The organism is Ruegeria sp. SCP11 (assembly GCF_040329455.1).
GTDB lineage: Bacteria > Pseudomonadota > Alphaproteobacteria > Rhodobacterales > Rhodobacteraceae > Ruegeria > Ruegeria atlantica_E.
In genome coordinates this window covers 29,638-43,541 of the sequence record NZ_JBDZYG010000003.1, presented here as the reverse complement: position 1 = coordinate 43,541, position 13,904 = coordinate 29,638, and the positions used below count along the sequence as shown (strand labels likewise).

Sequence of the window (13,904 nt, the reverse complement as noted above, 5' to 3'; positions counted from 1 at the left end):
CTTACACCTTTAATTGTCAGAGGTCCGCTGTCAGGGCCAAGATGGCTTCCGACCAACCGCGCGGTCCGGCCTGCGTTGTTCTGAGAATCCGCGCCTCGATTTCGCGCGGGAAAGTGGGGATGGAGGGGCTGTGCGGATTGGCAACGATGACACCCTGATCGGCGGCCCGGATCATCTCGCTGTCATTGGGGGCGTCGCCTAGAGCAATCGTGCGTGTGGGCTTTAATCGCTCAATGACCTCGGCCATAGCGTCAGCTTTGGTTTTCCCGAAAGACAGTGTCAGAAACCGGCCGCCCTGCCGGGCTGAAACACCGATCTGGGTCGCCTTTTCAAGAAATGCCTGCAATTCCAGGTCGGAGCCGGTCCACAGTCCTGGCTCACTGAACTTACGCTGCCGCGCAAGCACCGCTTGGGCCGGGCTAAGGCCTGTTTTCTGCGCTACTTCCAGATCGGTCATATCTCCAAAGCCGACAAAACCTTTGGGTAGCAACGCCAAAGCACCGCGCAGGCGCTGATAGCTGTCTCCAATTTTGTCAGGTGCTCCGGGCCATAAAACTCCGGCACCGTTCTCGACGATGGCGGGCATGTCCGTCAGGCTCATTTGTTGTTGCAAGGGCCGAATTTCTGCCGCCGTCTTACTGCTGGCCAGAACCAGACCAGCACCCAACTCGGCCAATCGGTCGATCCCGGGTCTGGCTTTATCCCAGCTATAGTCGCAGTGGTCCAATAGCGTCCCATCCAGATCGGAAAACACCAATAAGGGCAGGGTGGGTGTGGCGGCGTCGTTCATTGTACCGAAAGTAAAGGTCTGCCGATGCGGGTTGTAAATCCGTAGTGACGAAATTTCGATCAAACGGAAAGCCTGCGCCTAATTATTAGGCACAGGTGCTGATCTCACTCGATGAAGGTCTTCGCCAGCCGGTCGCTGATCGGTTGCGATAGGTAACTGATGACCGCACGCTCGCCCGTATTGACGAACAGATCGGCGGGCATACCGGGCACCAGCTCCAGAGCGGCCACGTCGTGCGGCTGTTCGGCATCCAGTTTGACCCGCGCCTTGTAGTAGACTTCGCCCGTGCGTTCATCTTCCAGCGCATCGGCCGAGATGTCGAAGATCTGACCGCTGGCCTCGGGCACATCCGCCTGCGCAAAGGCCGACAGACGAATGCGGGTAGTCTGACCGATCCGCAGTTTGTCGATATCTCCGGTCTGAATCCGTGCCTCGACGATCAGTGCCTGATCCAACGGAACGATATCCATGATCGGCTCACCGGGTCGGATGACACCGCCTGTAGTCGACACGCCAAGGTTCACCACGCGTCCGCTGGTCGGGGCCATTACCTGGGTACGCTTCAACCGCGCCAGAGTGCCCACGAATTGCGGGCGCACCAAATCAAGCTGGGCCTCAACCACAGCCAGTTCGCCGGCGATCACCTCGTCCCGCAGTTTTCGTTGGCTGAGAAGGGACAGCTCCAACTCCTGCACCTGATCTTCAGCCTGCGCGATCTGGGTTCGCAGCGAGGCGTCGACACCGCTCAGTCGCTCCAACTCGATCTGCCGCGCGCTGACCCGCGTGACGGCAACCAACCCTTTGTCGAGCAGCGTTCCCAGATTGGACAACTCTATTTGCGTGATCTCGATCTGATTTTGGGTCGCCTGCCGCTGCTCGTTCAACCCGCCGATCTGGTTACGCAACCCGATGATCCGTTGCGCGTTGATTTGTGCTTCGGTGCGGCGCGCGCGCGCCTCGGCAGCAAACAACTGTTTCTGCGTTAGATATGGTGACACCCAGTGCAGGCGGTTCATCCCCTCGCGGAACCCGGCCAGAGCTGTCGCTTCATCAAACTGCTCTTGCCCGCTCATCTGTGCCAGCAAGCGAGCACGGCGAACTGACAACTCTCCAAGTTGACTGCCCTGAACGCTGAGGTCGACGTCGATTTCGGTGCTGTCAAGTTGCACCAGTGGCTGACCGGCCTCAACAAACTGGCCATCGGTCACAAGGATCGAGTGGATGATGCCGCCATCCAGATGCTCAACCGTCTTACGCTGACCTTCGACCACGAAGGAGGCGGGTGCAACCACGGCGCCGTCCAGTTTCGAGGCAAAGGCCCAGTACGCGCTGCCACCAACGAAAACCGCCAAAGTGAAAAGACCGAATAGGACATAGCGTGCGATTCCGGGTGACGTATCCGAAATCTCTTTCAACTGACTTTCGTGAAACCCTACCGCTTTGCGGGTTGGAGAGTATCTGACCAGATCCGTCATTGGGCTGCTCCTGCAATCTGAGTTTCGTTTTCCCGGCGCGGGGCCGGTTCGGTTGGCTTGTCCAGTACGTTGCGGTGATTGACCTTCAGCACATCCTGTTTTTTACCAAACTGGGTCTGGCTGCCGTTGCGCAGCACCATGACCTTGTTGGCGGCCTGAAGTGTGGCCGGGCGATGGGTCATCACGATGGAGATCCCACCGCGTTCCTGCACTGCCAGCAAAGCATCGCGCAGAGCCTGCTCACCCTCGGCATCCAGATCCGAGTTCGGCTCGTCCAGAACCAACACGAAAGGATCGCCATAAAGAGCGCGGGCAAGAGCCAGACGCTGACGCTGCCCGCCGGACAGGAAAAACCCGCGACCAATGTGCGTTTCGTACCCTTCAGGCAGACTGCTGATCAGTTCGTGCACCCCAGCCTCACGCGCGGCACGCAGCACCTCGGCATCGTCGATGACGGTTGAGAACCGCCCGATGTTTTCGCGGATCGTGCCGTCGAACAGTTCGACATCCTGTGGCAAATAGCCGATCTGCTTGCCCAGATCCTCGGGGTTCCATTTCGACATCGGGCTGCCGTCCAGCAACACTTCGCCCCGTTGTGGGTGCCAGATTCCAGCCAACATCTTACCAAGAGTGGTCTTTCCCGACCCGCTTTGGCCGATGATGGCCAGAACGTCCCCGGCCACCAGATTGAAGTCAATCGCGCGGACGGTGGCGCTCAGGGCACGGGGCGGCCCGGCCTGCGCGATGCGAACATCCAAGGCCTTAAATGCGCGCGGCAGGTTCAGGTTCATGGGGGCCTCAGCGAAGTCCTCAGTCAGTTGTTTGATCTTGCTGTACGAGCCACGCGCGGCCAGAAAGCTGCGCCACTGGCCAATTAATTGGTCAATCGGCGCAAGTGCGCGGGCCAGAACAATGGTGGCAGCAATCATAACGCCGGCAGTGGATTCTCCGACCACAGCCAGAGCCGCGCCCAGCCCAAGAACCGCGGATTGAAGGCCTATCCGAATAGTCTTAGACATGACCGAAAAACTTGCGACCCGATCTGCGGCGCGCGTTTTATGTTGATGCGCATCAGCTTGCAGCGCGGTCCAGCGGCGTACCAGATCAGATTTCATACCCAGCGCGTGGGCAAGCTCGGCATTCCTGTCGCTGGTCTTGAACAGCGCATCAGACCGACCACGTGCCTCGGCGGCCTGTTGCATCGGGGAGCGGGCCCGGGCGTTGTTGACCAGCGCCATGAAGGTCAGTGTCAACGCCCCAACCAACCCCAACAGCCCCAGATAGGGGTGAAGAACATAAAGCACCATCAGATAAATCGGAATCCACGGCGCGTCGAAAAAGGCGGTTAGGGTGGTGCCCGAGATGAACTCGCGGAAACCGTTCACGTCCTCAACCAGGTTTTCCTCGGCCTTGCCTTCGCCTTGTACCCGGCGACGCATGGCTGCACCAAGGACTGGTGCGCCGACGCTCATTTCAAAACGGGCCGCAAGACGGCCCAGAATGCGCATCCTCACTAGGTCAAGGCAGGCGACAACGATGAAAACGCCGCCCAGCAGCAGGGTCAACGCAATCAGAGTATCGATATTCTGGCTGGTCAGCACCCGGTCATAGACCTGCAGCATGTACAGCGGCCCGGCCAGCATCAACAGATTCAGAAACAGGCTGAAGACCGCGACAGCAACAAAGCCTTTGTGCAGCGATCCCCAGGCGGATTTGACGGGATTGGAGTTCTGGAACATCGAATAGCCCTTTCCGGTTTGGCAAACGAGGCAGCCCAAAGGCCGCCCCGCTAGGGTTCGCTTATGCGACAAAGTCGTCTTCAGTCAGGTCGCCGCTGTTGACACCGAGCAGACGGACCGAGCCTTCGTCGCCGAACGAAATTAAGGCGTCATCACCGTCCTGTGTGACATTCAGTGCCACAGCGGAGTCGGGGCCAAGATCACCGAACTGAAGCTGGTCCAGTCCAACCTCAAAGTCTTCGATCACGTCGTCGCCGAAATTCGCGCCGAAGGTGAAGGTGTCATTCCCCGCACCGCCGATCAGGATGTCATTGCCACCCTCTCCGTTCAGCACGTCGTCACCGGCCTGACCGTTCAGGACATTTGCGCCTGAGTTGCCCGAAAGCACATCGTTTCCGCCATTCGGGCTGCCCGCGTTGTTCGAGCCGTTGATGTTCTCGAACCCGAACACCTGATCAAGTAATGCACCATCCGGCGCGTTGACCTGCGCAACACCATTGCCCTCTTCGTCGAGATCCAGAACAACCCCCGGTCCAGCGGTGAACAACGCAGTGTCCGTACCTTCGCCGCCAATGATGATGTCGGCCCCACCGAACGAGTGGATGGCATCGTTCCCGGCGCCGCCGTCGAGGATGTTGAACTCATTGTTGCCCAGGATCAGGTCGTCACCGCTGGAGCCCACCACGTTCTCGAAATCATCGACTTCGATTGCGATCTGGCCGTCCACGATGATGGCTCTGTCCTGCGAACCTTCGTCGCCATTGCCTGCCGGGTTCGGGGCAGGGGTGCTCAGATCCAGATCAATGGTGACGCCGTCAAAACCCGACAGGTCGATGGTGTCCGCGTCGTCAGAACCGACGACCCGTGCGATCGACTGCAGAATGTCGGTTTCGATCTGGTTCTCGATCACGTCTTGACCGATGACACCGGTGCCGCCAACAGCATCTACGTCCAGCGTGGCACCTGCATCTACCAGCGTGTCCAACACGACCGGGCCGTTGATGCCCGCAGGTGCATTGTGCAGGTGGATGGCCGATACAACACCCGGGATCGGGGTGAGAAGGTCAGCCTCGTTCAGGCCCACAACGCTCAGCTCGCTGGAATATGTGACCTCACGCGTGCTCAGGTTCCGAGTGATAACGACTGTCGCCTCACCGGTTGCTTCGCTGTCCGAGATTGGTCCCGGCTCCTGCGCCGCGTCCAGACTTCCGCTGAGGGTAATGGTGCGGATGCCGTTCTGAGTTACATCACTATCGACGAGCAATTGTCCGCGGATTTCTCCGGCTGGGAAGTCCGAGGTGTGGATGTTGTAGTACAGGTTGCCCTGAACCGCCTCTTCAACAAACCATCTGGGGTCCGGGATATCCGAGCCGAACTGATCTGGATCCACGACAGCAACGTCAACAATCGAGACATTGAAACCCGTGTCGCGTGTTGCGGTTCCGTTGCCATTGGCATCCAGCGAGACTTCGACCCCGACATCCAGATCCGAGAAATCGGCTGTGTCGAAGCCTTTGCCACCTTCAATGAAGTCATTGCCCAGACCACCGGTCAGAACATTGTCGCCATCGCCTGCGATCAGCACGTCATCTCCTGCGCCGCCAACGAGTTCGCCATTGGTGGTACCCAGATCGACAAATATGTCATCACCATCGCTCAGCAACACGTTGCCGTTGATCACACCTTCGTCGTCGTTGACGATGGTGACGCCAGCCGCGTCCGAGGCGTCAATCGCATTGACCGTGCCGCGGATTTCACCTTCGTTCAGGATTGCGCCGACAAGGTTCAGACCGCCGTCGACACGAATGCCCGCTGCCGTGTCCGAGTCCTCGGATCCTGCGATCAGGCCTTCATTGACAACAACTCCGGCGAAAGAGGCATCATCCTGGCCGGTGAACAGACGCAGGCCGTCACCGACTTGGTTGCCTTCGAGGGCGTCACCGCGACCTTGCAGCGTGCCTTCGTTCAGGATTGCCGCTGAAACTACATCCCCCGAGATGTCACCGGTTTGTAGAGAAACGGCCGAGCCGTTGTTTCCTTCGCCTGCATCCACCAGACCGGTGTTTGTGAAGGTGTAGTTGTCGGCGGTGCCATCGGTATAGACGGTGCCGTTGCGCTGGTCGCCAGTACCCGAAATTTCACCTTCGTTAACGACTTCCAAACCAACGCCGTCGATATTCAGTGCGCGACTGTCCGAACTGACAATCCCACGGTTCACAAACGAACCGCCCGAGTGATCACCGGTGCCGAAGTACACCCCGTTCTGACCACCTTCGAACACGCCGGTTTCTTCGTTGACCAGCTGGCCCTGGAAGTTGACATTGTTCACCGCACGGAACGCACCGACAGTACCGTTTGCGCCTTCCGAGGAGATTGTACCGCTGTTGGTGATGGTGCCTGTGAAAGGGGCGGAACCAAAACCGCCGCCTTCGAGGCGCGCGCCTTCCAGACGGATACCGTCACCTGCGGTTCCCAGAGCCGCACCCGCGTTGCCGCGACCTGCGATGGTACCGGCATTTTCGATCTGGACATCGCCGTTGCCGTTCTCGGCCAGCGACAGCGAAATACCCGCGCCGTTATTGTGCTCGCCTGCGTCGATGGTGCCGGTTGCCAGGTTGCTGATCGAGAAATCGGATGCGGTGTCGTCGGTATAGACTGTCCCGTTGCGTTGATTGCCGGTGCCCAGAATGTCACCGCCGTTGATAAGGTCAACACCGGAGCCATCAATATTCACCGCACGGCTGCCCGACTGAATGGTGCCAAAGTTCAGCACGTCCAGATCATGTTCGCCGTTGCCGATATACAGACCAATGCGCGGACCTTCGATCACACCGGTCGAGGTGTTTAGGATCTCTCCTTTGGTATTCGCGCCATCTGCGATGCGGATGCCGGCGGCAGTGCCCTGATTGCTCTCGGTCGAGATCAGGCCGCTGTTGATGATTTCGGTCTCAAGGATGATACCTTCCGCGCCATCATCAATGCGGATGCCGTCACCTGCCAGCGACGTGTTCGAGGCTGCCTGACCACGCCCCTGAATGGTGCCGCCAAAACCATTGAACAGATCGGTTTCGACACGGTCGCCAATCTCGTCACCGATCTGAAGCGAGATACCGGCTCCCTGATTGCCTTCTCCAGCATCGATTGTTCCACCCGCGAAGTTCGAAATCGAAACATCCTCGGCCGTGCTGTTGGTGTAGATCGTGCCGTTGCGCTGATCGCTCGTACCGATGATGTCGCCGAAGTTGCGGACATCGATGCCTTGACCCTGAATATCAACCGCGCGGCTGTCCGAGCTGATCACGCCACCGCGGAAATTGTCCAAAGAACCCGAACTGTCGGAGCCAGCAAATTGAACGCCGTTAAACTCACCCGCGATCTCGCCGAAGTTGCGGATGGCGGCGCTGCCAGTGACCTGAACGCCGGTGGCCAATGCATCGGGGCCGTTATTGGCCTCGATCCGGCCCGTGCGGAAGTTGAAGACATCAACATCCTGACCCTGCGCAAGAACTGCAGCGACTGCGTTGTTGGTGACGATTTCGCCAAAGTTCAGCAGGCGAGAGAAATCGTTCGCCAGAACAAAGGCCGGAGTATCATCGACCACGATGCTCTGGAAAAAGTTGTTGATAAGGGTTTGGCCGTCGCGGCTTGTCTCTTGCGCCAGTGTTGATGTGGTCAAAAGACGTGCGCGTAGGCTTTCCATAAATTGTGACAGCATGGGGGACTCCATCATGGGTTTTTGTTATGCGGCGCGCCACTGGTCTGGGCGTTCCACATAGCAAAGGGGTAGCCACCACCGCCGATCCGCTAAAATTCATCCTTCGAATTGGGGGTATAACCAACGCAAATAGTCACGGTTTGCGTGATACCTGACATAGTTACGCGATTTAAAATCAATGACTTATGAATTCTCACGCTGTGATCCAAGCCTATTCGTTTGCGCGGATTGACGGTTTCGTCAGTGAAAGTGAACGTGTTTTCATGCAGCAGCGGGGGTGTTGGGCTAAATCAGCGGTATTCCCAAGACCCGAAAAAGACGCATCTATAACCATTATGAATTTCAGAGATCTGGAATATGTGCTCGCCATCGCCAAACATGGCCAGTTCAGCCAAGCTGCGGTGGCGTGCAATGTATCGCAGCCTGCATTGTCCAATCAGGTCAAAAAACTGGAACAAGAGCTGGGGGCCGAGCTGTTCCTGCGGCTGCCCAATGAGGTGCGTCCGACGCTTTGCGGTGCCCGGATAATTGGGATCGCGGAGCGCATTCTCAATGATGCCCAGAACATCCGGGATACCGCGACCCAGTTCCGCGACCCCGAGGCGGTGCCGTTCAATGTGGGTATGACGCCGACCCTTGCACCCTATCTGACGCGTTATTTCTCGGAGCTGTTCAGCACGTTATTCCCGTCCATGCGGGTCACGATGGTAGAGGATCTGCCGCAGAACATGCTCAGTATGGTTGAAGATCACACACTGGATCTGGCACTGGTCGCGAAAGCTAACACCAGCGCGACGCTGGATTTCACCTCGATCTGGTCAGAGCCTCTGTTTCTGGCGGTCCGCGAAGGACACCCGCTGTGCACGTTGCCCTCAATCGCACCTGAAGATGTGCCTGCGCATGACTTCATCCGGTTGCCCCACAGCTTTGGCTACGACCTTGAGAATCGTCTGCCGAAGGCCGATCCTGCGCATCGGATTGGTAAACGCTTCGACCTGAGCGCGCTGCGCTTTGAAACAATCTGTCGCCATATCTGCCATTCGGATGATTGCACTATCGTGTCGGCTCTGGCGGCCGAGCAATTCAAGCGCGACAACTGGTCTTTGTGTTTTGTGCCTTTTGAGGCACCCGGCCATCTACGCGATCTGGGCGCGGCAACGCGGTCCAACTGTCCCCGACGGCCGCTATTGGACCGCATCGGCGCCTATATCAATGAAAAACCGCCCGTAGGTGTGACGCCAACATTTGTTGCGTAACACCATAGCGGGTGCGCTCGACCCGGTTGACGATTCTAGGCGGGGCGCTGCACTCCGCCATTTCCCCTTGCCGATATACTGTAAAACACCGAACGTATCAGTGTATCCGGCCCATTTTCAGTGACTTGTGCAGGTTCGCGTAAGTCAGTTGACAATGGATTTTGTATTTTGGATACATTGGGCAGAGATATCGCGATGACACGAGTCGTCAAAGGAAGCTCTGGCCAAAAAGAGCACTGCGAATGTCTGACTAAATACATTTCTGGGAGACCCACATGAAACTGAAACTAATGGCCGCAACTACTGCGATTGCCTTGTCGGCTGCCGCGGCACAGGCAAATACGTTGGTATATTGTTCTGAAGGTTCGCCTGAGGGCTTCGATCCGGCTCTGTTCACCGCCGGAACCACATTTGATGCGTCCTCGCACCCGATCTACAACCGCCTGCTTGAGTTTGAAACGGGCACGACCAACGTGATCCCCGGTCTGGCCGAAAGCGTCGAGGCCAGCGACGACGGTCTGGAATATACATTCAAACTGCGTCAGGGTGTGAAATTTCATTCCAACGACGAATTCACCCCGACCCGCGACTTCAACGCAGATGACGTGATCTTCTCGTTCATGCGCCAGAAGGACGAAGGCCACCCATACAACCAAGTGTCGGGCGGTACCTGGGAATACTTCAAGGGCATGGGCATGCCGGAACTGGTCGAGTCGATCGAGAAGATCGACGACTACACGGTGAAGTTCACTCTGACCAAGCCTGAAGCTCCGTTTGTTGCCAACATGGCGATGGATTTCGCGTCGATTATGTCCGCCGAATACGCGGATGCGATGATGGAAGCGGGCACTCCTGAGAAACTGAACACCGCGCCCATCGGCACCGGTCCGTTCTCGTTCGTGGCCTATCAGAAGGATGCGGTGATCCGCTATGCTCAGAATGCCGACTACTGGAAAGATCCGGCGGCTGTTGAAAACCTGATCTTCGCCATTACCCCGGATGCTTCGGTTCGCTACCAAAAGCTGAAGGCAGGCGAATGCCACATCATGCCCTATCCGAACCCCGCCGACATTCAGGCGATGAAGGATGACGCGGACATCAACATGATGGAGCAAGAGGGCCTGAACGTCGGCTATCTGGCTTACAACACCACCATGGAGCCGTTCGACAACCCGAACGTCCGCAAGGCGCTGAACATGGCGATCGACAAGAACGCCATCATCGACGTGGTGTTCCAAGGTTCGGGCCAGGTTGCCAAGAACCCGATCCCGCCGACCATGTGGGGCTATAACGACGCCATCACCGACGACGCCTATGATCCCGAAGCGGCCAAGGCGATGCTGGAAGCCGAAGGCGTGTCCGATCTGTCGATGAAAATCTGGGCAATGCCGGTGCAGCGTCCCTATAACCCGAACGCTCGCCGTATGGCCGAACTGATCCAGGCCGATTTCGACAAGATCGGTGTAGGCGTCGAGATCGTGTCCTACGAATGGGGCGAGTACCTGTCGCGCTCGAAAGAACTGAACCGGGATGGTGCCGTTCTGCTGGGCTGGACCGGGGACAACGGCGACCCAGACAACTTCCTGGCCGTTCTGCTGGGCTGTGACGGCCGCGAAGCGTCGAACCGCGCACAATGGTGCCACCAGCCGTTCGAAGACCTGATCCTGAAGGCCAAGCAGACCACCGATCAGGCCGAGCGCGCCAAACTGTACGAAGAGGCTCAGGTCGTCTTCAAAGAGCAGGCACCCTGGGCGACTATCGCACACTCGGTTGTCTTCATGCCGATGCGCAACGAAGTGCAAGGCTACAAGGTGCACCCGCTGGGCGGCCATATCTTCTATGGCGTAAGCGTCGAGTAAATCACCACTCACTGACCGGAGCCGCCATCGGCGGCTCCGGTTTTCTTTTTGGGAGGTCGGCGTCAATGCCGGATTTGTCCGAATACCGTCAACTGGCAAAGGACATGTCAGTGGATGCCGTGGCGCTTGTGCCCGGTCCGAATTTCACCCGCGCTTTGGGAAAACCCTTCATGAGCCACGAACGGCCCTTTGTGGTCGTGATCCCGGCCGAAGGGGCGCCAGCCGCGGTAGTCCCCAATCTCGAGCTTGGGTCATGGGAACTGGTCGGGTTCGAAGGCGCTGTCTTCGACTGGTTCGATCAGACCGGCTATGACGACGCATTTGCGGCGCTGGCCGATCATATGCCGCTGACGTCACTGGCCGTCGAAGGGCAGGTAATGCGGGTCTTTGTGTCCAAGGCTTTCACCAACGCGCTGCCAAACCTGCGCATCGTGGATGCCGAGCGTGAAATTTCCGGCCTGCGGATTTGCAAAACCGAAGCCGATATCGCAGCAATGCAAGCGGCGATTGATATCTCGGAACGTGCGTTGGCCCGCGTGATCGCGGATGTGCGCGTTGGTCAGACCGAGGTTCAGATCGAGCAAGCCCTTATTCAAGCCCTGTTTGCTGAAGGCGCCGCCTCGCTGGCTTTTGCGCCGATCGTTACAGCGGGGGATAACTCGGCGCGGCCCCATGGCAAGGCGCGTGCGGATTACCGGATCAAACCGGGCGACGCGCTGTTGTTTGATTTCGGCGCCCGCAAACACGGGTTTGCCGCCGATATAACCCGCACCTTCTTTGTGGCCGAGGTCTCGGACGAGGGCAGGGACGTCTACGACACCGTTCTGCGTGCCAACCTCGCCGGGTTCGAGGCCTGCCGCCCCGGCGTCACCGCCCACGATATCGACGACGCGGTGATCAGCGTGCTCGAAGCCTCGCCCTATGCCGACCGCATTCGTACCAAGACGGGTCACGGTTTGGGTCGCGACGTTCACGAAGCACCGTACATTATGCGTGGAAATGACCAGAAAATCCTGCCTGGCATGGTCTGGACCAATGAACCGGGTCTTTATGAACTGGACAATTTCGGCGTACGCATAGAAGATGACGTGCTTGTTACCGAGGATGGCTGTCGGTCTCTGACCAGCTTTCCCAAAGATCTCACAATCATAGGTCGCTGATGTTTGGCTACTTACTCACACGCCTTGGCATGTTCGTTCCGACATTTCTGGGCGTGACGCTGATTTCCTTCATGTTCATCCGGGTTCTGCCTGGTGACCCAATCATCGTCATGGCTGGCGAACGCGGCATGACCGAAGAACGCTATCAGGAAATGGTCGAGAAGCTGGGCTTCGACAAACCGGTCCTGCAGCAATACTGGGACTACCTCGTCGGTGTCCTGCACGGTGATCTGGGCGAAAGCTTTGTCACCAAGAAACCGGTCTGGGATGAATTCTTTGCCCTGTTCCCCGCGACGCTGGAATTGTCGATTTGCGCGATGATCTTTGCGGTGGCGCTTGGGTTGCCTGCAGGTGTGATTGCCGCTGTGAACCGGGGCAAGTTCTTTGACCGGGCGCTGATGTCCTCGGCATTGGTCGGGTATTCGATGCCGATTTTCTGGTGGGCGCTGCTGCTGATCATCGTATTTTCGGGCAATCTGGGCTGGACGCCGGTCTCGGGCCGGATCGATCTGCTGTACTATTTCCCAAGTGTCACAGGCTTCATGCTGATCGACAGCCTGCTGTCGGGGCAGGCGGGGGCGTTCGGATCGGCCGTGCGCCACCTGATTCTGCCCACCATCGTTCTGGGCACCATCCCGTTGGCGGTGATCGCGCGTCAGACACGCTCGGCAATGCTCGAAGTGTTGGGCGAGGATTACATCCGCACCGCCCGCGCCAAGGGTCTTGCGCCCGCGCGGATCAACGGGCTGCACGCGCTGCGCAACGCTCTGATCCCGGTGATTACGGTAATTGGTCTGTCGGTTGGCACCTTGCTGGCGGGCGCGATCCTGACCGAGACAATCTTTAGCTGGCCGGGCATCGGCAAGTGGATGGTCGACAGCATCTTCCGCCGCGACTACCCGGTGGTGCAGGGCGGCCTGCTGATGATCGCCGTGATCGTGATGCTGGTGAACCTACTGGTCGATGTCCTTTACGGCATCATCAACCCCAAAATCCGGAGGCGGTAATGGCTGAACTGTCTGCAAACGCACCCAAAACCGAAGACCGCCCCAGCGCCCTGCGCGAGTTTTGGTATTACTTCAGCGAAAACCGCGGCGCGGTGTTCGGTCTGTGGGTCTTCTCAGCTTTTGTCTTCTGTGCAGCCTTCGCGCCACTGCTGGCCCCTTACGACCCGACCGAGCAGTTCCGAGACCACATCCTTCAGCCCCCAGCGTGGCAAGAGGGTGGAAGCTGGGCCTTCCCACTGGGCACCGACCCGCTGGGTCGGGACATGCTGTCGCGGTTGATCATGGGATCACGCTATTCCTTCTTTGTCGGCATCGTCGTGGTGTGTGTGGCGGTGACGGGCGGTGTGATCATCGGGCTGTTGTCCGGGTTCGCTCCGAAATGGGTCGACACTCTGATCATGCGGGTGATGGATATAATCCTATCCTTCCCCTCGCTGCTGCTGGCGCTTGTTCTGGTCGCGATCCTTGGCCCGTCACTGACCAATGCGATGATCGCCATCGCCATCGTTTTCCAGCCGCATTACGTACGCCTGACCCGCGCCTCAGTGCTGGCGGAACGGCAGAAGGACTACGTTACTTCGGCGCGCGTGGCCGGCGCAAGCAAAGCACGCCTGATGTTCAAGACCGTTTTGCCCAACTGTCTGGCGCCAATCATCGTGCAGGCGGCGCTGTCATTCTCTACCGCGATTCTGGACGCTGCGGCCCTTGGATTTCTGGGCATGGGCGCGCAGCCGCCCACACCCGAATGGGGCACCATGCTGGCCGAAGCGCGCGAGTTCATCCTCCGCGCCTGGTGGGTGGTGACGTTCCCCGGCCTTGCCATCCTGATCACGGTGCTCGCCATCAATCTGATGGGCGACGGCCTGCGCGATGCGCTGGACCCAAAACTGAAGCGGAGCTGAC

9 protein-coding genes are annotated in these 13,904 nt (G+C 58.4%); 5 read left to right on the top strand and 4 right to left on the bottom strand.

Going from position 1 to position 13,904, the window contains the following annotated elements:
* Positions 1–16 precede the first annotated feature (16 nt).
* The 4 genes from ABLN94_RS05780 to ABLN94_RS05765 all read right to left on the bottom strand — a co-directional run bounded on the left by ABLN94_RS05780 (position 17) and on the right by ABLN94_RS05765 (position 7,719).
* Positions 17–853 carry an HAD-IIB family hydrolase gene (locus ABLN94_RS05780; RefSeq protein WP_352990266.1) on the bottom strand — a complete coding sequence of 279 codons (837 nt, stop codon included), beginning with the start codon at positions 851–853 and terminating at the stop codon, positions 17–19.
* A gap of 41 nt (positions 854–894) precedes the next feature.
* Entirely contained in the window at positions 895–2,265 is a 1,371-nt protein-coding gene (locus ABLN94_RS05775; RefSeq protein WP_352990263.1) for an HlyD family type I secretion periplasmic adaptor subunit, read from the bottom strand.
* On the bottom strand, positions 2,262–4,004 hold the full coding sequence (locus tag ABLN94_RS05770) for a type I secretion system permease/ATPase (protein ID WP_352990261.1): 1,743 nt from the start codon (positions 4,002–4,004) through the stop codon (positions 2,262–2,264). The genes ABLN94_RS05775 and ABLN94_RS05770 overlap by 4 nt, the downstream gene beginning before the upstream one ends.
* A 61-nt stretch (positions 4,005–4,065) precedes the next feature.
* Positions 4,066–7,719, bottom strand: a complete 3,654-nt coding sequence (locus ABLN94_RS05765) for a beta strand repeat-containing protein (protein WP_352990259.1) — start codon at positions 7,717–7,719, stop codon at positions 4,066–4,068.
* 335 nt (positions 7,720–8,054) lie between these two features.
* On the opposite strand from ABLN94_RS05765, the gene ABLN94_RS05760 reads away from it, so the two are divergent.
* From ABLN94_RS05760 to ABLN94_RS05740, 5 genes are all read left to right on the top strand, one after another.
* Positions 8,055–8,975, top strand: a complete 921-nt coding sequence (locus ABLN94_RS05760) for a LysR family transcriptional regulator (RefSeq protein ID WP_352990256.1) — start codon at positions 8,055–8,057, stop codon at positions 8,973–8,975.
* 275 nt (positions 8,976–9,250) lie between these two features.
* Positions 9,251–10,834 carry an ABC transporter substrate-binding protein gene (locus ABLN94_RS05755; protein WP_352990254.1) on the top strand — a complete coding sequence of 528 codons (1,584 nt, stop codon included), beginning with the start codon at positions 9,251–9,253 and terminating at the stop codon, positions 10,832–10,834.
* 65 nt (positions 10,835–10,899) lie between these two features.
* Complete coding sequence (locus ABLN94_RS05750) at positions 10,900–11,994, top strand: Xaa-Pro peptidase family protein (RefSeq protein ID WP_352990252.1); 1,095 nt, start codon at positions 10,900–10,902, stop codon at positions 11,992–11,994.
* Positions 11,994–13,001, top strand: a complete 1,008-nt coding sequence (locus tag ABLN94_RS05745; protein WP_352990249.1) for an ABC transporter permease subunit — start codon at positions 11,994–11,996, stop codon at positions 12,999–13,001. Before ABLN94_RS05750 ends, ABLN94_RS05745 begins: the two co-directional genes overlap by 1 nt.
* A complete protein-coding gene (locus ABLN94_RS05740) occupies positions 13,001–13,903 on the top strand; it encodes an ABC transporter permease subunit (RefSeq protein ID WP_352990246.1) in 903 nt (300 codons plus the stop codon). Before ABLN94_RS05745 ends, ABLN94_RS05740 begins: the two co-directional genes overlap by 1 nt.
* The last annotated feature ends 1 nt before the right edge of the window (position 13,904 follow it).

Excerpts from the sequence above, each read along its gene's own strand:
- ABLN94_RS05755 (WP_352990254.1), top strand. The coding sequence starts at position 9,251 with ATGAAACTGAAACTAATGGCCGCAACTACTGCGATTGCCTTGTCGGCT.
- ABLN94_RS05765 (WP_352990259.1), bottom strand. The coding sequence starts at position 7,719 with ATGCTGTCACAATTTATGGAAAGCCTACGCGCACGTCTTTTGACCACA.
- ABLN94_RS05750 (WP_352990252.1), top strand. The coding sequence starts at position 10,900 with ATGCCGGATTTGTCCGAATACCGTCAACTGGCAAAGGACATGTCAGTG.
- ABLN94_RS05740 (WP_352990246.1), top strand. The coding sequence starts at position 13,001 with ATGGCTGAACTGTCTGCAAACGCACCCAAAACCGAAGACCGCCCCAGC.
- ABLN94_RS05770 (WP_352990261.1), bottom strand. The coding sequence starts at position 4,004 with ATGTTCCAGAACTCCAATCCCGTCAAATCCGCCTGGGGATCGCTGCAC.
- ABLN94_RS05760 (WP_352990256.1), top strand. The coding sequence starts at position 8,055 with ATGAATTTCAGAGATCTGGAATATGTGCTCGCCATCGCCAAACATGGC.
- ABLN94_RS05775 (WP_352990263.1), bottom strand. The coding sequence starts at position 2,265 with ATGACGGATCTGGTCAGATACTCTCCAACCCGCAAAGCGGTAGGGTTT.
- ABLN94_RS05745 (WP_352990249.1), top strand. The coding sequence starts at position 11,994 with ATGTTTGGCTACTTACTCACACGCCTTGGCATGTTCGTTCCGACATTT.